Origin of the sequence: Cupriavidus sp. 2TAF22, assembly GCF_052115045.1 — a bacterium.
Lineage (GTDB): Bacteria > Pseudomonadota > Gammaproteobacteria > Burkholderiales > Burkholderiaceae > Cupriavidus.
On sequence record NZ_JBFRFX010000023.1, the window covers coordinates 57,314 to 71,378 of the forward strand.

Sequence of the window (14,065 nt, forward strand, 5' to 3'; positions counted from 1 at the left end):
GTCCCCGGGCGCACCATCCACGAAGCGAGGCACTGCATGCCCCACATCATCGTCGAGTACACCGACAATATCCGCGCCGAGGCGCGCGTGCCGGCGCTGCTCAAGACCCTCAACGACGTACTGATCGCGCAGGACGGCGCCTTCCCCATCGGCGGCATCCGTTCGCGCGCGCTGGCGCTGAGCGACTACCGCATGGCCGATGGCGAGGCGGACTATGCCTTCGTCCACATCACGCTCAAGATCGGCGCGGGGCGTGACGAGGCCGTCAGGAAAAAGGCGTGCGACGCGCTGTTCGATGCGGTCAAGGCGCACTTCGCCGAACTCTACGCGCGGCGTTACCTGGCGCTGTCGATGGAGCTCGTCGAGTTCAACGAAGGCGGCACCTACAAGCACAACAACGTGCATGCCCGCTTCAGGAAGGCCGGCTGATATTCGCGCCCGGTCACCAGACACGCTACCACGACCCCACGGAGACCCTATGCTCAGCCCTGAGCTGATCGGCCAGATCGCCCGGCGCCTGGACGGCGCCGAACAATCGCGCACGCAGATCCGGCAGATTTCGCTGGACCATCCCGACATCACCATCGAAGACGCCTATGCCATCCAGCGCGAATGGGTGGCGCACAAGCTGGCGCAGGGCCGCACCGTCAAGGGCCACAAGATCGGCCTGACCTCGCGCGCGATGCAGATGTCGTCGCAGATCGAAGAACCCGACTACGGCACGTTGCTCGACGACATGTTCTTCCAGGACGGCGCCACCATTGCGCCGGGGCGCTTCATCGTGCCGCGGGTGGAGGTGGAACTGGCCTTCGTGCTGGGCAAGCCGCTCAAGGGGCCGCACTGCACGCTGTTCGATGTCTACGACGCCACCGCCTACGTCATCCCCGCGCTGGAGATCATCGACGCGCGCAGCCATTCGATCGACCCCGAAAGCAAGCGCCCGCGCAAGGTCTTCGACACCATTGCCGACAACGCCGCCAACGCAGGCGTGGTGATGGGCGGCCGCCCGGTGCGCCCGTTCGACGTGGACCTGCGCTGGGTCTCGGCCATCATGTCGCGCAACGGCGTGATCGAGGAAACCGGCGTGGCGGCCGGCGTGCTCAACCATCCGGCCAATGGCGTGGCCTGGCTGGCCAACAAGCTCCATCCGTTCGGCGTGGGGCTGGAAGCGGGCGAGGTCATCCTCGGCGGCTCGTTCACGCGGCCGGTGGCTGCCAGCCCGGGCGATACCTTCCAGGTGGACTATGGCGCGCTGGGCACCGTCGCCTGCCATTTCGCGTAGCGGCGCGGCGCGGGTGCCGGGCCGATCTCGGGCCGCGCCCGGATCGCGCCGGACTGGCCCGGGCTACCGGGCTACCAGGCAGGCTCAGGAGACGTTGCGGTACCGCTCGGCGGCATGGACCTGCGCGAAATTCGGGAACATGGCGAGCCGGGCGGCTTCGTAAGCGTTCCATTGCCCCACGTCCGGCAACGGCGGGATCGTGACGGTTTCGCGGCGGTCGTAGCCGACGAGTGCCGCATCCACCAGTTCATCCACTTCCATGACGGCCGCGAGGCTGTTCACATCCTTGCCCGAGCGCGCCCAGATTTCCGTGCGGGTGGCCGATGGCAGCACGGCCTGCACGTAGATGCCCTTTGGCCCGAGCTCGAGGTGAAGACCCTGGGTCAGGAAAAGCACGAAGGCCTTGGTCGCGCCATAGACCGTCAGGCCGAATTCGGGCGCAAGTCCCACGACCGAGCCGATGTTGATGATGGCGCCGCCGCCGGCCTGGACGAAGCGGGGCGTGACGGCGCTGGCAAGACGCGTCAGCGCCGTGGTGTTGAGGTTGATGACCGCGGCCACGTCATCCGGGCTCTGATCGGCAAAGCCGCCGGCAGCACTAGCGCCGGCATTGTTGACCAGGACGCCGATGCGGGCGTCGTCGCGCAGCCGTGCCTCGACCTGGGCCAGCTCCGCCGGCCTGGTCAGGTCTGCCTGGAGGATATCGATGGTGACACCGGTTTCGCTGCGCAACGTCTGCGCGATGGCTTCCATGCGGGCGCGGTCGCGCGCTACCAGCACAAGGTTATGTCCGCGCCTGGCGAACCGGTCGGCATAGACGGCGCCGATGCCAGTGGATGCGCCGGTAATCAGGACGCTGGGCTTTGTGGTCATGCTGTTCCCCTTCAGGATGTCGGTACGTTTGCTCGCGTATTCATGACGGCCGTCATGAATGGAATCATGATGTACGTCATGTATAATGTCAAGCGATGATGGAGAGAATCAGATGAAGGTCAGTCGCGAGCAGGTTGCCGCTAACCGGCAGAGGATCCTGGAGGCGGCCAGCCGCCTGTTCCGCTCGCTCGGCTTCGAGGCCGTGACGGTGGCGGAAGTGATGAAGGCTGCCGGCCTGACGCATGGCGGCTTCTACGGGTACTTCAAGTCCAAGGACGACCTGATCGCCCAGACGCTGGCGCATGTCATGGCTGCCGGGGCCCAGGGCGAGGTCGACGTGGCCCGCTATGTCGCCGATTACCTTGCGCCGAGCCACCGCGACGACCTCGCGGGCGGGTGCCCGACGGCTGCCCTTGCCGCGGAAACCATCCGCCAGGCGCCGGAAGCGCGGGCGGCAATGACGGCTGCGCTACGGCGCCAGTTCGAGCGGTTCGGCGAAAGCGCGCCGGGTGGCAACGCGGCCCAGGCACGCCAGGCCGCGATCGGCAACTGGTCGGCCATGCTGGGCGCCGTGATCCTGGCGCGCCTGGTCGACGACCCGGACCTGTCCGACGAGATCCTGGCGCAGACCCACGCCTGGATCCGCGGCAAAGGCAAGCCGGCGGCCGGACCCGACACCTGAGCGGCAAGGGGCGCAACCGGCGCCCGGGACTGGCATGGCGATTGCGGCAGTACCGGATCGCGCCGCCGCCGGCGGCGATCCCGGAGGAGACAGCCATGCATTCGACGCCCCGCAAGGAACACAAGGAAGACAGCAGGGCCGTCCGGCCCGATGACCAGCCGGTGCCCGGCCGCACTGGCACCGCCACGCGCGCGCAGGACCAGCAGGGCGAACCCCAGCCGCGCCTGCCGCACGAACACGACGAAAGCCATCACAGCCAGCGCAGCGGCCCGCGCAAGGAGGTGGAGCAGGCCGGTCGCGATATCGAGCGCGGGCTGGAAGACACCGATCTCTACGCCACGCGCGGCAAGCGCGCCGGCGGGCAGAAGTAGACGTAGCGGTCCCCGGACAGGCGTGCCCGGGGACCGCTACAAGACGACTCTCAAGATATTTCCCAGAACAAAGCCGCCTCCACGCTTGCGCGCGGAGGCGGCTGGCGGCGCCGTGAGGTGCCGCGCTCGTCAAAGCAGGCTGTCAGCGCTGTCCGCCTTGCTGCCCACCTTGCTGGCCGCTCTTCTGGCCTTGCTGGTTCTGCTGACCGGCCTGATCGGTCTTCTGGCCCTGCTGGCCTTGCTGGCCCTGGCCGCGATCCTGTTGCTGCTGCTGGCCGCCCTTCTGGTCCTGGCCTCCGGACTGCTGGCCCTGTTGACCAGACTGCTGCTGTTGCTTGTCCTGGTCTTGCTGGCCTTGGCCGGGTTGCTGTTGCTGTCCCATCGTGCTCTCCATGGCGCGGCGGAATGCCGCGTTATGGCATGGGCGCAAGGCGCGTGCCACGCACGGTGGCGGCTGCTGCGCATGGCGCATCCCGGTATGGCGCGCGTACCCGCCAGGGCCTGCCAGGCAAGGGCCCCAGCGCCCTGGCGCATCGATCCGCGCGCACCGGCAGAGACCGCCCGACCCCGTGGAAGTCGATGGCGCCGCATATGCGCCGGCGCGGCGCGGCATGAGTTGGCGCCATCCACCCGGCGTTTTTTACAAGCCCGTCATTTATTTACAGGCGCCGCAGGGGCCGCACCGCCGGTTCGCTTGCGGCACCGGCCAGCGCGCCCGGCCAGCGCTGCCGGACGCGCTGGCCGGGCGTCTCTCCTTGCGGCGGCATGGGGGCGCCGCGCGTGCCTGTCCCGGAACGGTCCTTGCGGGAGAGTATGCAGAAGCCAGCACACGGCACGCGTCCAGCGACGCGCGGACGTGGATGCCAGGCCTTTCTGTTCCTTCCGGCTCCCTGCGCAATCATCGGAGCCATCGAACCATCATCAGGAGATCGCCATGAACACACATGAGACGTTTCGCGCCGTTTGCCTCGCTGCGCTGCTGGCAGCCGCCGGCGCCGCCCAGGCCGCCACCGCCACGGACACTGCGCCTGCGGCAAACAGCGCGCCGGGTATGACGGGCCATCCCGAAACCAGCAGCGCCAGGCAGAAGATGAGCGACAGCGCCGTGACCACCAAGGTCAAGGCGGAACTGCTGGCCGCAAAGGGCCTGAAGTCCACCGGCATTCACGTCAAGACCCGGGACGGCGTAGTGTCGCTGGACGGCGTGGTGCCTTCGGAAGACCAGCGCACGCTTGCCGCGCAGACCGCGCGCAACGTGGATGGCGTGGCGTCGGTCTCGAACTCCCTGCAGGTGGTCACCAGGTAGCCGCCAGTCGGGCGCAGGCGCCCGGAGCCCGACGCCCGGCGCCGGACGGGCTCGGGCCATGGCACGGGCACTACGCCGCGAGATTGATGCCCGTCAGGGTGAAGGCCGTGCTCGCCCGCATGGATTCCGGCAGGTTTTCATTGAGCAGCCGGACCGCGCCGGGGCCCACGGTATTGGCGCAGGCGCTCGCCAGCGCACTTGCATGCGCGAGGCCGGCCTGACGCGCCAGCCTGTCGCCGGGGATGCGCCGGCCGGTAGCCAGCAGGTATAGCGCGTGCGCTACGCGCTGCTCGCGCAACAGTACCCGCAGCGCCTCGCCCTCGGCAAACAGGCGGGCGCGCACCAGCCTTGGCGCTACCTGCCACCGTTCCGACACCAGCGCGGCATTCCACGGCAGCCGCGGCAGCTCGAACATCGCGCCAGCCAGCGCACGCGACCAGTATTTCCCGGTGGCGCCATGGTCGCGCGGGCAGGCCGCATCAGGCACCGCGCGCAGCACGAGCGCCGTGTCGCGTCCGGTCCTGGGCAGGAAATCGCAATCGAAATAGGCAAAGGCAGGCACCACGAACGGCTTGCCGGGCGATACCTCGCGCCGCGCATTGGCATCGCGCAGGCATGCGCTGCCCCGCAGGGCGTCCACGTGCACGGCAAAGGGAAAGCGCAGATGGGACAAGCGCAGCTCGGTGCTGCTGACAAGGGCCATGCGAAGCTCAGGGGGCGCAACCGGCGCGCGGGTATCGCGCCGCTTGGGAAAAGAGGCATTGTACGGTGTCGCGGCACGCCGGACCATCATCGTGCCGGCCATTGCCTGCGCTACAGCTCCGACAGCCCGACGTGGCGCAGCCGTTCGAGGTCGGTCACGCGGATGCTCTGGTAGGAAAGATCGACCATGCCTTCGGCCGCCAGCCGGCGCAATGCCTGGTTGACGCGCTGGCGCGAGAGCCCCGTGAGCAGGCCGATTTCTTCCTGGGAAAGCTCCAGTACCGCGCTTGTGCGCGGGTAGAGCGCAGCATGGAACAGCTGCGCGATGGCCTGCGCCACGCGCGCATCCGCACCCAGCAGCCGGTCGTTCTGCACGGTTGCGATGAACTGCCCCATGCGTTCGTTGAGCTGGCGCACCACGAAGCTGGAGAAGGGCAGGCTCTCCGCCAGCAGGGTGTGGAACACCGTATCGGGCACCAGCGCGATGCGCGAGTCGCGGATGGCGATCACGTCGTAGCGGCGGGCCTCGCGCTTGATGACGCTGCCTTCGCCGCACCAGCCGCCGGCCGGCACGCCGGAGAAGGTGCAGCCGCGCCCGTCCGGCGTATACACGGCGAGCTTGATGAGTCCGTTCTCGACCCCGATCCAGTAGCGCGACGGCTCGCCCCGGCGCGCCACGAAGGCGCCCGCGGCGAAGTCCTGGACCACCACCTGCCGTGCGGCCAGCGCCTGGTGGGCCGGCGCGAGCGAGGCGTACCACTCGTGCCTGGACAGCAAGGCAGCCGGCGACGCAGGCGTGGCAGCGGGGGGTGGTGCGGGAAGGCCGGGCTGGGAGGACGCGGGTGGATGGCTGGACATTGATCTGGATTCAACCCGGAGAGCGCGCCCCGGCGGGGCACTGTCATCCGGACGACAAAGCTTTGTCGTGTGGGATGATAGCCTTGCCCTGCAAAAAGTAACAGCGACCGGCGGCGCCCGCAGCGCCAGGCGCAAGCGGAGACCAAGCAATGCCAAGCGATTTCGACACCGGCCTGGGCAAGAACCCGGCCAACCACGTTCCCCTCACGCCCATCGATTACCTGGCGCGCGCCGCCGAAGTCTATGGCGAGCGCCTGGCCATCGTGCATGGCCCGCTGCGCCAGACCTGGCGCGAGACCTACGCTCGTGCGCGGCGCCTGGCCAGCGCGCTGGCGGGCCTCGGCATCGGCCGGGGCGATACGGTGGCGGTCCTGTTGCCCAACACGCCGGCCATGGTGGAAGCGCACTTCGGCGTGCCGATGGCGGGGGCGGTGCTCAATGCGCTGAACATCCGGCTCGACGCCGCCAACCTGGTTTTCATGCTGCGTCATGGCGAGGCCAAGGTGCTGCTGGCCGATACCGAGTTCGCCGAGCTCGCGCGCCAGATCGGCAACGAAATCCCCGGCCTGAAGGTGGTGGCGGTGGCAGATGCGCTGGGCCCGCAGGACGCGCCGCGCTTTGGCGAGACCGACTACGAAACCCTGCTGGCCTCGGGCGATCCCGACTACGCCTGGCAATGGCCCGCCGACGAGTGGGACGCCATCGCCCTGAACTATACCTCGGGCACCACCGGCGACCCCAAGGGCGTGGTCTACCACCATCGCGGCGCAGCCATCAATGCCGTGTCCAACATCCTCGAGTGGGACCTGCCCAAGCACGCGGTCTACCTGTGGACGTTGCCCATGTTCCACTGCAACGGGTGGTGCTTTGCCTGGACCATCGCCGCGCGCGCCGGCATCAATGTGTGCCTGCGCAAGTTCGAGCCCAAGCTGGTGTTCGACCTGATGCGCGACGAAGGCGTGACCCATTACTGTGCCGCGCCCATCGTCCACACCGCGCTGGTCAACGCGCCGCCGGCCTGGCGCGAAGGCCTGCGCGGCCCGGTGCGCGGCATGGTGGCCGGTGCGCCGCCGCCCGCGGCGGTGCTGGCGCAGATGGAAGAAATGGGTTTCGAGCTGACCCACGTCTACGGCCTGACCGAGACCTATGGCCCGGCCGCGGTGTGCGCGGAGCAGGACGACTGGGCCGCGCTGTCGCAGGAAGACCGCGCCACCCGCAAGGCCCGCCAGGGCGTGCGCTACCACTTGCAGGCCGGGGTGGCGGTGCTCGATCCGGATTCGATGCAGCCAGTGGCCGCCGACGGCGAGGAGATCGGCGAGATCATGTTCCGCGGCAATATCTGCATGAAGGGCTATCTCAAGAACGAGAAGGCCACGCGCGAAGCCTTCGCCGGCGGATGGTTCCACACCGGCGACCTGGGCGTGCGCACGGCGGACGGCTACGTCAAGATCAAGGACCGCAGCAAGGACATCATCATCTCCGGCGGCGAGAACATCTCCAGCGTCGAGGTGGAAGACGCGCTCTACCGCCATGCGGCCGTGCTGGCCGCGGCGGTGGTGGCGCAGCCGGATGCCAAGTGGGGCGAAACGCCCTGCGCCTTCGTCGAGCTGAAAGACGGCGCCAGCGCCACGGCCGAGGAACTGATCGCGCATTGCCGCACCTTGCTGGCTGGCTTCAAGGTGCCCAAGGCCGTGTATTTCGGGCCCTTGCCCAAGACTTCGACGGGCAAGATCCAGAAGTTCGAGCTGCGCCGCAAGGTCAAGTCGGACACGGCCATCGACGTCTAGCCACGCGCGGTGGCGCCGGCCGGCGCCACCGGGGCCGGGGGCTAGTGGACGGCCCGCTGCGCGGACGCCAGCGTCGCCGGCCGCGTCGTGCCACCGGCGGGCAGCGCGCCCGTAAAGGCGAAATCCACCTCCGGCACGCGGCCGCTGACGATGTCCGCGATCGCACGGCCCGAGCCGCAGCCGTGCGTCCAGCCAAGCGTGCCGTGGCCGGTGTTCAGGTAGAGCCCGCCGATGGCGCTGGCGCCGATATAAGGTACGTTGCCCGGCGTGGCAGGGCGCAGCCCGGTCCAGAATTTCGCCAGCTCCGGTCGGCTCATGCCCGGGAACACTTCCAGCGTGCGCCGCACGATGGCCTCGCAGCGCACCGGGTTCAGATCCATCGCATAGCCGTTGAGTTCGGCTGTGCCGGCCACGCGCAGGCGGTCGCCAAAGCGCGAGAACACCAGCTTGTACTCGTCGTCGGTCAGGCTCACGCTGGGCGCGCGCTCGCTGTCGAGCACCGGCAGCGTCACCGAATAGCCCTTGGCCGGATAGATGTCGAGCTTGACCCCGAGCGGGCGCGCCAGCATCGGGCTGAAGCTGCCCAGCGCCAGCACGTAGGCGTCCGCGCTCTCGATCTGGTAGCCGCCAGTCTCGTCGGCAATCTCCACCCCGTGCATGCTGCCGCCCTCGGCATGCAGGCGCTGCACCCGCACGCCATAGCGAAAGCGCACGCCCAGCGCTTCGCAGCGCGCGGCCAGCGCGGTGGTGAAGCGGTGCACATCGCCCGATTCATCCTCGCTGGTATAGGTGGCGCCCGCCAGACGCGGCGCGATATTCGCCAGCGCCGGCTCCAGCCGCACCACTTCGTCCGGCCCGATCACGCGGCGCTCGCAGCCCAGCTCGCGCATGATGCGCGCCGGCTCGACGGCCGCGTCGAATTCCTTCTGGCTGGTATAGAAATGCAGGATGCCGCGCGTGAGGTGGTCGTACTCGATGCCGGTCTCGGCGCGCAGCGCCTGCAGGCTGGCGCGGCTATAGGTGCCCAGGTTGAGCAGCTGGATCATGTTGTGGGTGGAGCGACTGGCCGTGCACTCGCGCAGGAACTTGAGTCCCCACGACCACTGCGCCGGATCTGCGCGCAGGCGGAACAGCAGCGGAGCATCCTCGCGCCCGAGCCAGCGCAGCATCTTCAGCGGCGCGGCCGGGTTGGCCCAAGGCTCGGCATGGCTGACCGAGATCTGCCCGCCGTTGCCAAAACTGGTTTCCCGGGCCGCGCCCGCATTGCGCTCCAGCACCACGACCTCGTGCCCGGCACGGGCCAGGTACCACGCAGACGCAACGCCGATCACGCCGGCTCCCATCACGATGACTTTCATTTCTCAGGCTCCGGATAGCAAAAAGGGGCAGGCAAGCCATCTGGCCTGCCTGCCCCCACTGTCCTTTTGCCTGAGAGATTCGCCGCACCCACCACGGGTACCGGCTTGCCCCTTCGGCGGCCGCGTGCCGCTTACCTGGTCGGTGTGCGGTCCGGCGCTCTCCAGTTTGTTCGGTTTCCAGTCTTTTGCACCTGAGCGTTTCAGGGGTACGCCTTCGGTAGAGACACCCACCTGATACGGCGGAGGTGTCTCGTTCTCCTGGAAGCCGCAACATAGCACGCGTTGCAGAGAGACTGCAAGGGCAGTATGGCGGCCCGGCGGCGCCCCGCCGCCGGGCCGCGCGCTGTAGCAAGGTTCTGTAGCAGTCTGGCCGGCCAATTTTTGGAGCCGGCGAGCTCGGGAGCAGGGCACGAGTAGCGCAGGCTTTTACAGGTGGCGGACCAATATGGCAATAGGGTTCAAGGTGCAGTGCCTGGTATCCGCGGCGTGGCACCGTTGAGTGCATCATGCAATTGCTGCTTCAGTGCTTTGCAGCGGTCGGCTACCTCTTCCGACTGCTTGCCAAGCCCGATACTGATGGCCTGGCGTTCCAGCATATCCTTCAGTTGACCAGTCAGATTTGCCGCGATGTTGTCCAGAGCCGTGTTTCCGAACCTCTCGATGGCATTGCTGGTGCCTAGCGCCGATGCTTCGGCGTGCTGTCTGAATGCAGCGCGAAGCGAGCGGCGCAGGTCCGTAACGTAGCGCCGTTTGGCATCCTCGATTTTCTCTTCCCGAAAATGCAGATAGAGGTCGAGGATGGTTGCTAGCAACGGGCTGAATGCCGCTAGTCTTCCCGATGCTCTTGTGATGAGGCCAGCTCGACGGAGAGCCTCCGTCCTGACCAGCCTTATCCCGGTGGACCCGGCAATTTCGTAGAGGAGATTGCCGAGTGCCTTTGTGCTTATCGAAGCGGCTTCCAGTCCGCCTGCTATTGGCCCGGTTGCGCTATTGACAAGCCGCGTCAGACGCAATGCCGGGCTAGCTGGGATGCGGATGGCATCCAGTGAGCCGGGTGTGCCTGGCGCGAAGCTGCCGCCGGACCACGGCATGTGGAGCGCCTGCGTTGTGCGATTCTCGAGTTGCTTCCCCGCGCCGCCAAGGATTTCGTGCAGCTGTCGCTCCATTTCGCACCAAAGCTTGCTCAAGTCCTCCTTCATCTGGTCAAGCGTGGAGGTGAAGAACGCCTGCACCTCCGGAGCCTCGGCGGTGCCGTCCAGACGTTCCATTGCTTTCGCGGCACGCCCCAGTACTGTTGAATAGACTTGCCGATGCCATAGGCGCGCGAGCGAATGCAGGTGTTCCCTTGCCTGTTCAAGCTCGGCGATTTCCTTCTGGACGCAGGCTATGCGTGCTTGCAGGCAGGGCTCGTCGCCGGATTGCATGACATCCCGCATAACGCCTTCCACAGCGCTGATGGCTGCAATCGCCCGGCTCGCCTGACCGGTCTGGTTTCCCCAGGCGGAAAGGCTGGTCACCAGCGCCGACAATCTGCTTTGCCGCAGCAGTCGCTCGCGGAAGCCGGCCGAGGCCTGCCTGGCATGGAAGTACTTTGCCACCGAGCAGTGGAGCACGGGAATGCCGATGCGTCTACCCAATACCGCCTCAATCCGCTGTTGCATGCCGGCGCCTCCATTGCGGTCCCGGTCTATTTTGTTGACCACCAGGCAGCATGGTCTGCCGAGACAGAGGTTGTCTTGGTCTAGCAGCCTTCTCAATATGCCTGCCTGGGCCCGATAGGGAAGTTCGGGTGTAACGACGAGCAATATCATGTCGGCCTCCATGGCCGCACTGAGTGCTGCCCCGCCCACGAGTTCACTGGGGGAAAGATAAAGGCCTGGCGTATCCACAAATACCATCCCGTGCCAGTCATGCTCGCCTACCGCCGCAGTTGGCTCATCCGTTCCGAGGTGCGCTTCGTCGTTCCCTGACACCGCCCGGATGAGGCTGGTTTTGCCAACTCCCGCCTCGCCGAGTAGCGCGATTCTCCATGGGGCCTCAGCCTTTAACGTTTCCTGCCAGTATTGCAGGGTCGCGCGCAACGATTCCGAAGATGAAGTTGGCCAATGCGAAATGATTGAGGCCGCGTCGCGGATGAGGTGGCGGACGGCGTCGCGAGTGTCTTGAAATCCAGGCGTCACAACAGCACTCCAGTGTGAATTGAGATGCCAAGCAATTGCTCCGCCAGCTGAATGGAAGTCGACCCAGCCCCGATTGCTTGTTCCCACTGCATTTCGCTAAGCAAGACGGTCGCCGCCTCCCGGCCCGGGGCTATCGCCACTGACGCAATCGCCGAGCCGCAGTTGTCTATCCCGAGTGCCTGGCGCACTTGTCGTTCGAGCGGGGCGAGCCGGTCAACCAGCAGAAGCCTTTCACCGCCCAGCCACTCGGATAGCTGCTTCAGCTTGCTGCCGTCAGACTCACCGGGAAGCTTGAATGCGTGGTCGAGGCTGCGGGAAAATGCCACACTTGCAATCGCCAAAACGCCGGGTCGCCGCGCAACGGTGACAATATCAATGTGTTCGCGGTGCAAGTCCTGGGCAACGAGCTCGAAAGCGTGACTCAACAGGCAGCCATCAATTTTCGATGCGATGCGCTCGAGTCGCTTCGTCTCCGCGTCGAGGGAACTGCGGACGCATGCGAGGTGCTCTGAGATAGAAGCGGCCAGTTGTCCTTGCGCGCCTCCATCGTATCTACTCCCCGATAAAGCGTGTAGCCATTGATGCATCCGCCGGTGGTGTTGCCCCAGGACATCCCGCAGATCTTTCTCAAGGGAGGCGCGCCGCTGCTCCAGCACCAGATTCGCTTCGCCGATCCACCGGCTGGTGACCCGGCATACCCCTTTGTCGACGCCGAGTCCTACCGCCATGGAGAGAATCGTCGTGGCGGCAATCGTCCAGAGCGTGTCATCCACGACCGCGGAGATTAGCCATCCCGCGACGATGGCCGCTGCTGTGGATGAGATGCTTCGGAACAGAAGACGTGCGTGACGGTGCGACTTGACACGATGCCTGGCAAGCTCGAGTTGAGATACGTCAATTGAATCGTTATCGAACTGCCGTGCCCCGATGTCTGAAGCAGGAGGAAAGCTGGCCATATCGTTCGTTGTCGCCTCATTTGCCTGTAGCGCCAGGGGAAGCCATCCGGCGGCGTCGGTAAGCCCGTGCTCATCGAGCATGCCTCGCCAACCACGGCTAATAGCGTCTGCTGGAGAGGGCTCCGACAGCGCGTCGTCTATGAGACTGGCTATTGAATCCGCCGCAGCTTCAAAGCGGGATTGAAGCAAGTCAAGACTCCGGGCAAGCAGCCGGGCCGCCGTTGACCTCTGCAGTTCAAGGGAGTTTACGGCCGTCATCGCGGCATCGCGAAGTTGCCGGACGGAATCAGAGGCCTCGTCGATACACCCTCGGGTCAACTGAACATACATGTGGAGAAGGCTGGCCGGGGCCTGGAGGCGAGCCGATGCGACGCCTGAGGTCAGCAGGCGCAGAACGGCGGACTCTGCGGCCATCACATTACTTGACCGTTCGAGTGACGCGGCGGATACGCCAGGCGGTAGCACTGCGCCATGCCGTGCCAGCCACGCGGCCCGTGCGTGTATCGGAGTTACCTCGATGGCATCGATGCAGAAGCGTTGATAGATTCGCTCTGCGATGCGAGCGCCCAGTTGAGCGACGTTCCGGTTGCCCGACGCATGTCCATCCCCGCCAATCAACAGGTCAAGATCTTCATCGTGCCGCTTCACATTCAACAGTACCGCCAGGCGGCCCCGCAGCGGACCAGCTTGCGCAAGGCTGTCGAACGCCCCCGGTGCCATATCGTCATCCGTTAGTACCAGGACGAGCGTGTCGGGCCACATTGATCTGTCCCACCGCTGCGCCATGACGCCGGCATCATTGGGAGGGCTCTTCGCTACGCTTGCTTCCTGGACAAGGAGACACGCCGGGGTGTTTGCGATGGCACGGTCGGTTGGGTTCTCGCGCCGTGCCGGCGCCAGCTCAAGTGCTTGTGCCTCTCGAGCAAAGAATGCGGGCGAGCCGAAGAGGGCTTCCCTGGTGGTTGTCTTCCCGGAGCCCTCCGGCCCGACGAACAGGACAGATGGGGGATAGCCGGCGTCGGCAATACTTTCATACCCGCGCTCGAGCGCATGGGAAATGCCATCAACCTGTGAATGCAGTGTTCTGGCCCATATGCGGGACCGTTCAAGAAGTTCACTTGACGGCATTGACCCCGCCAAGGATAAGTCGCCAAGCGTATGTGCAAGGTTGCGGGAGACGTCGCCGAGCCGGCTCAGCACGGCGCGAATCGAGTCACGCTGCGCCTCCTGGAACTTTGCTGCCGCGGCACCAACGGCACGTGCGGTTGATAGTGCCGCATCGAGTTCTCGTTTGGCACAAATTGAACCGCTTGTCAGCAAATGGCGAGATGCGGCATCGGGTTCGGGCACGCCGCCAATACCGAGTTGAATAGTCATAAACGAGCCTGGCCACGAGAGATAGTCCGCGCATGCCTCTGGAGTCGTGGTTTCCAACTCGGGGTGGGGCTGGCGCGTGAAAGGTCACTCCATACGGCCCTCGGTATCTCGCTGCCGAAAGCATAGTCGAGTGGGGGCACGGATCAGGACGAGCGGGCGTCAAAGGCGGCCTTCGAAAAAAATGACTGCCTGATGCTGCCGAGGAATCCAAAGTCGAACGCGTTCTTTTTCCCAGGCAAGAAAAGCGGCGCGCCTCCCATGAGAATGCGCGCCGCGAAAGCAGCAGATGTCCAAGCTACTCGCCGCCCTGGCGTCCAATACAGGGCTCTCATG

Annotated in this window: 13 protein-coding genes and 1 riboswitch; of the genes, 6 read left to right on the plus strand and 7 right to left on the minus strand. The window is 66.0% G+C overall.

Annotated elements, in window-relative coordinates:
* Positions 1-36 precede the first annotated feature (36 nt).
* The gene (locus tag AB4Z48_RS25320) at positions 37-429 is read left to right on the plus strand and encodes a 5-carboxymethyl-2-hydroxymuconate Delta-isomerase (RefSeq protein ID WP_441619035.1); all 393 of its coding nucleotides are present in this window, start codon (positions 37-39) and stop codon (positions 427-429) included.
* A 49-nt stretch (positions 430-478) separates the two neighbouring features.
* Positions 479-1,282, plus strand: coding sequence for a 2-oxo-hept-4-ene-1,7-dioate hydratase (gene hpaH / locus AB4Z48_RS25325; protein ID WP_441619037.1), 804 nt, complete (start codon positions 479-481; stop codon positions 1,280-1,282).
* An 84-nt stretch (positions 1,283-1,366) separates the two neighbouring features.
* Here hpaH and AB4Z48_RS25330 read toward each other — a convergent pair whose 3' ends face one another.
* Positions 1,367-2,155 carry an SDR family NAD(P)-dependent oxidoreductase gene (locus tag AB4Z48_RS25330; protein ID WP_441619039.1) on the minus strand — a complete coding sequence of 263 codons (789 nt, stop codon included), beginning with the start codon at positions 2,153-2,155 and terminating at the stop codon, positions 1,367-1,369.
* A 112-nt stretch (positions 2,156-2,267) separates the two neighbouring features.
* Between AB4Z48_RS25330 and AB4Z48_RS25335 the strand changes: the two genes are divergently transcribed.
* Together AB4Z48_RS25335 and AB4Z48_RS25340 are read left to right on the plus strand one after the other, a co-directional pair.
* Entirely contained in the window at positions 2,268-2,837 is a 570-nt protein-coding gene (locus AB4Z48_RS25335) for a TetR/AcrR family transcriptional regulator (RefSeq protein ID WP_441619041.1), read from the plus strand.
* A 95-nt stretch (positions 2,838-2,932) separates the two neighbouring features.
* Entirely contained in the window at positions 2,933-3,208 is a 276-nt protein-coding gene (locus AB4Z48_RS25340) for a hypothetical protein (protein ID WP_441619043.1), read from the plus strand.
* 142 nt (positions 3,209-3,350) lie between these two features.
* On the opposite strand, the gene AB4Z48_RS25345 is transcribed toward AB4Z48_RS25340, so the two are convergent.
* Positions 3,351-3,590, minus strand: a complete 240-nt coding sequence (locus AB4Z48_RS25345; protein ID WP_441619044.1) for a hypothetical protein — start codon at positions 3,588-3,590, stop codon at positions 3,351-3,353.
* Between the two features lie 552 nt (positions 3,591-4,142).
* Here AB4Z48_RS25345 and AB4Z48_RS25350 point away from each other — a divergent pair.
* On the plus strand, positions 4,143-4,514 hold the full coding sequence (locus AB4Z48_RS25350) for a BON domain-containing protein (protein WP_441619046.1): 372 nt from the start codon (positions 4,143-4,145) through the stop codon (positions 4,512-4,514).
* A 70-nt stretch (positions 4,515-4,584) separates the two neighbouring features.
* Here AB4Z48_RS25350 and AB4Z48_RS25355 read toward each other — a convergent pair whose 3' ends face one another.
* The gene (locus AB4Z48_RS25355) at positions 4,585-5,217 is read right to left on the minus strand and encodes an AraC family transcriptional regulator (RefSeq protein WP_441619048.1); all 633 of its coding nucleotides are present in this window, start codon (positions 5,215-5,217) and stop codon (positions 4,585-4,587) included.
* 110 nt (positions 5,218-5,327) lie between these two features.
* Positions 5,328-6,074 (minus strand): Crp/Fnr family transcriptional regulator, encoded by a 747-nt coding sequence (locus AB4Z48_RS25360; protein WP_441619050.1) that lies wholly within the window; start codon positions 6,072-6,074, stop codon positions 5,328-5,330.
* Positions 6,075-6,223: 149 nt separating this feature from the next.
* On the opposite strand from AB4Z48_RS25360, the gene AB4Z48_RS25365 reads away from it, so the two are divergent.
* Complete coding sequence (locus AB4Z48_RS25365; protein ID WP_441619052.1) at positions 6,224-7,861, plus strand: acyl-CoA synthetase; 1,638 nt, start codon at positions 6,224-6,226, stop codon at positions 7,859-7,861.
* 41 nt (positions 7,862-7,902) lie between these two features.
* Here AB4Z48_RS25365 and AB4Z48_RS25370 read toward each other — a convergent pair whose 3' ends face one another.
* The 3 genes from AB4Z48_RS25370 to AB4Z48_RS25380 all read right to left on the minus strand — a co-directional run bounded on the left by AB4Z48_RS25370 (position 7,903) and on the right by AB4Z48_RS25380 (position 13,732).
* On the minus strand, positions 7,903-9,219 hold the full coding sequence (locus tag AB4Z48_RS25370; protein ID WP_441619054.1) for a D-amino acid dehydrogenase: 1,317 nt from the start codon (positions 9,217-9,219) through the stop codon (positions 7,903-7,905).
* A gap of 48 nt (positions 9,220-9,267) precedes the next feature.
* Positions 9,268-9,394, minus strand: a riboswitch (glycine riboswitch).
* A 283-nt stretch (positions 9,395-9,677) separates the two neighbouring features.
* Positions 9,678-11,399 (minus strand): GTPase domain-containing protein, encoded by a 1,722-nt coding sequence (locus AB4Z48_RS25375; RefSeq protein ID WP_441619056.1) that lies wholly within the window; start codon positions 11,397-11,399, stop codon positions 9,678-9,680.
* Positions 11,396-13,732, minus strand: a complete 2,337-nt coding sequence (locus tag AB4Z48_RS25380; protein WP_441619058.1) for a hypothetical protein — start codon at positions 13,730-13,732, stop codon at positions 11,396-11,398. Before AB4Z48_RS25380 ends, AB4Z48_RS25375 begins: the two co-directional genes overlap by 4 nt.
* Between the last annotated feature and the right edge of the window lie 333 nt (positions 13,733-14,065).

What these genes read in the sequence shown, in the direction of transcription:
- AB4Z48_RS25320 (WP_441619035.1), top strand. Translation starts at nt 37, where the DNA reads ATGCCCCACATCATCGTCGAGTACACCGACAATATCCGCGCCGAGGCG.
- hpaH (WP_441619037.1), top strand. Translation starts at nt 479, where the DNA reads ATGCTCAGCCCTGAGCTGATCGGCCAGATCGCCCGGCGCCTGGACGGC.
- AB4Z48_RS25330 (WP_441619039.1), bottom strand. Translation starts at nt 2,155, where the DNA reads ATGACCACAAAGCCCAGCGTCCTGATTACCGGCGCATCCACTGGCATC.
- AB4Z48_RS25335 (WP_441619041.1), top strand. Translation starts at nt 2,268, where the DNA reads ATGAAGGTCAGTCGCGAGCAGGTTGCCGCTAACCGGCAGAGGATCCTG.
- AB4Z48_RS25340 (WP_441619043.1), top strand. Translation starts at nt 2,933, where the DNA reads ATGCATTCGACGCCCCGCAAGGAACACAAGGAAGACAGCAGGGCCGTC.
- AB4Z48_RS25345 (WP_441619044.1), bottom strand. Translation starts at nt 3,590, where the DNA reads ATGGGACAGCAACAGCAACCCGGCCAAGGCCAGCAAGACCAGGACAAG.
- AB4Z48_RS25350 (WP_441619046.1), top strand. Translation starts at nt 4,143, where the DNA reads ATGAACACACATGAGACGTTTCGCGCCGTTTGCCTCGCTGCGCTGCTG.
- AB4Z48_RS25355 (WP_441619048.1), bottom strand. Translation starts at nt 5,217, where the DNA reads ATGGCCCTTGTCAGCAGCACCGAGCTGCGCTTGTCCCATCTGCGCTTT.
- AB4Z48_RS25360 (WP_441619050.1), bottom strand. Translation starts at nt 6,074, where the DNA reads ATGTCCAGCCATCCACCCGCGTCCTCCCAGCCCGGCCTTCCCGCACCA.
- AB4Z48_RS25365 (WP_441619052.1), top strand. Translation starts at nt 6,224, where the DNA reads ATGCCAAGCGATTTCGACACCGGCCTGGGCAAGAACCCGGCCAACCAC.
- AB4Z48_RS25370 (WP_441619054.1), bottom strand. Translation starts at nt 9,219, where the DNA reads ATGAAAGTCATCGTGATGGGAGCCGGCGTGATCGGCGTTGCGTCTGCG.
- AB4Z48_RS25380 (WP_441619058.1), bottom strand. Translation starts at nt 13,732, where the DNA reads ATGACTATTCAACTCGGTATTGGCGGCGTGCCCGAACCCGATGCCGCA.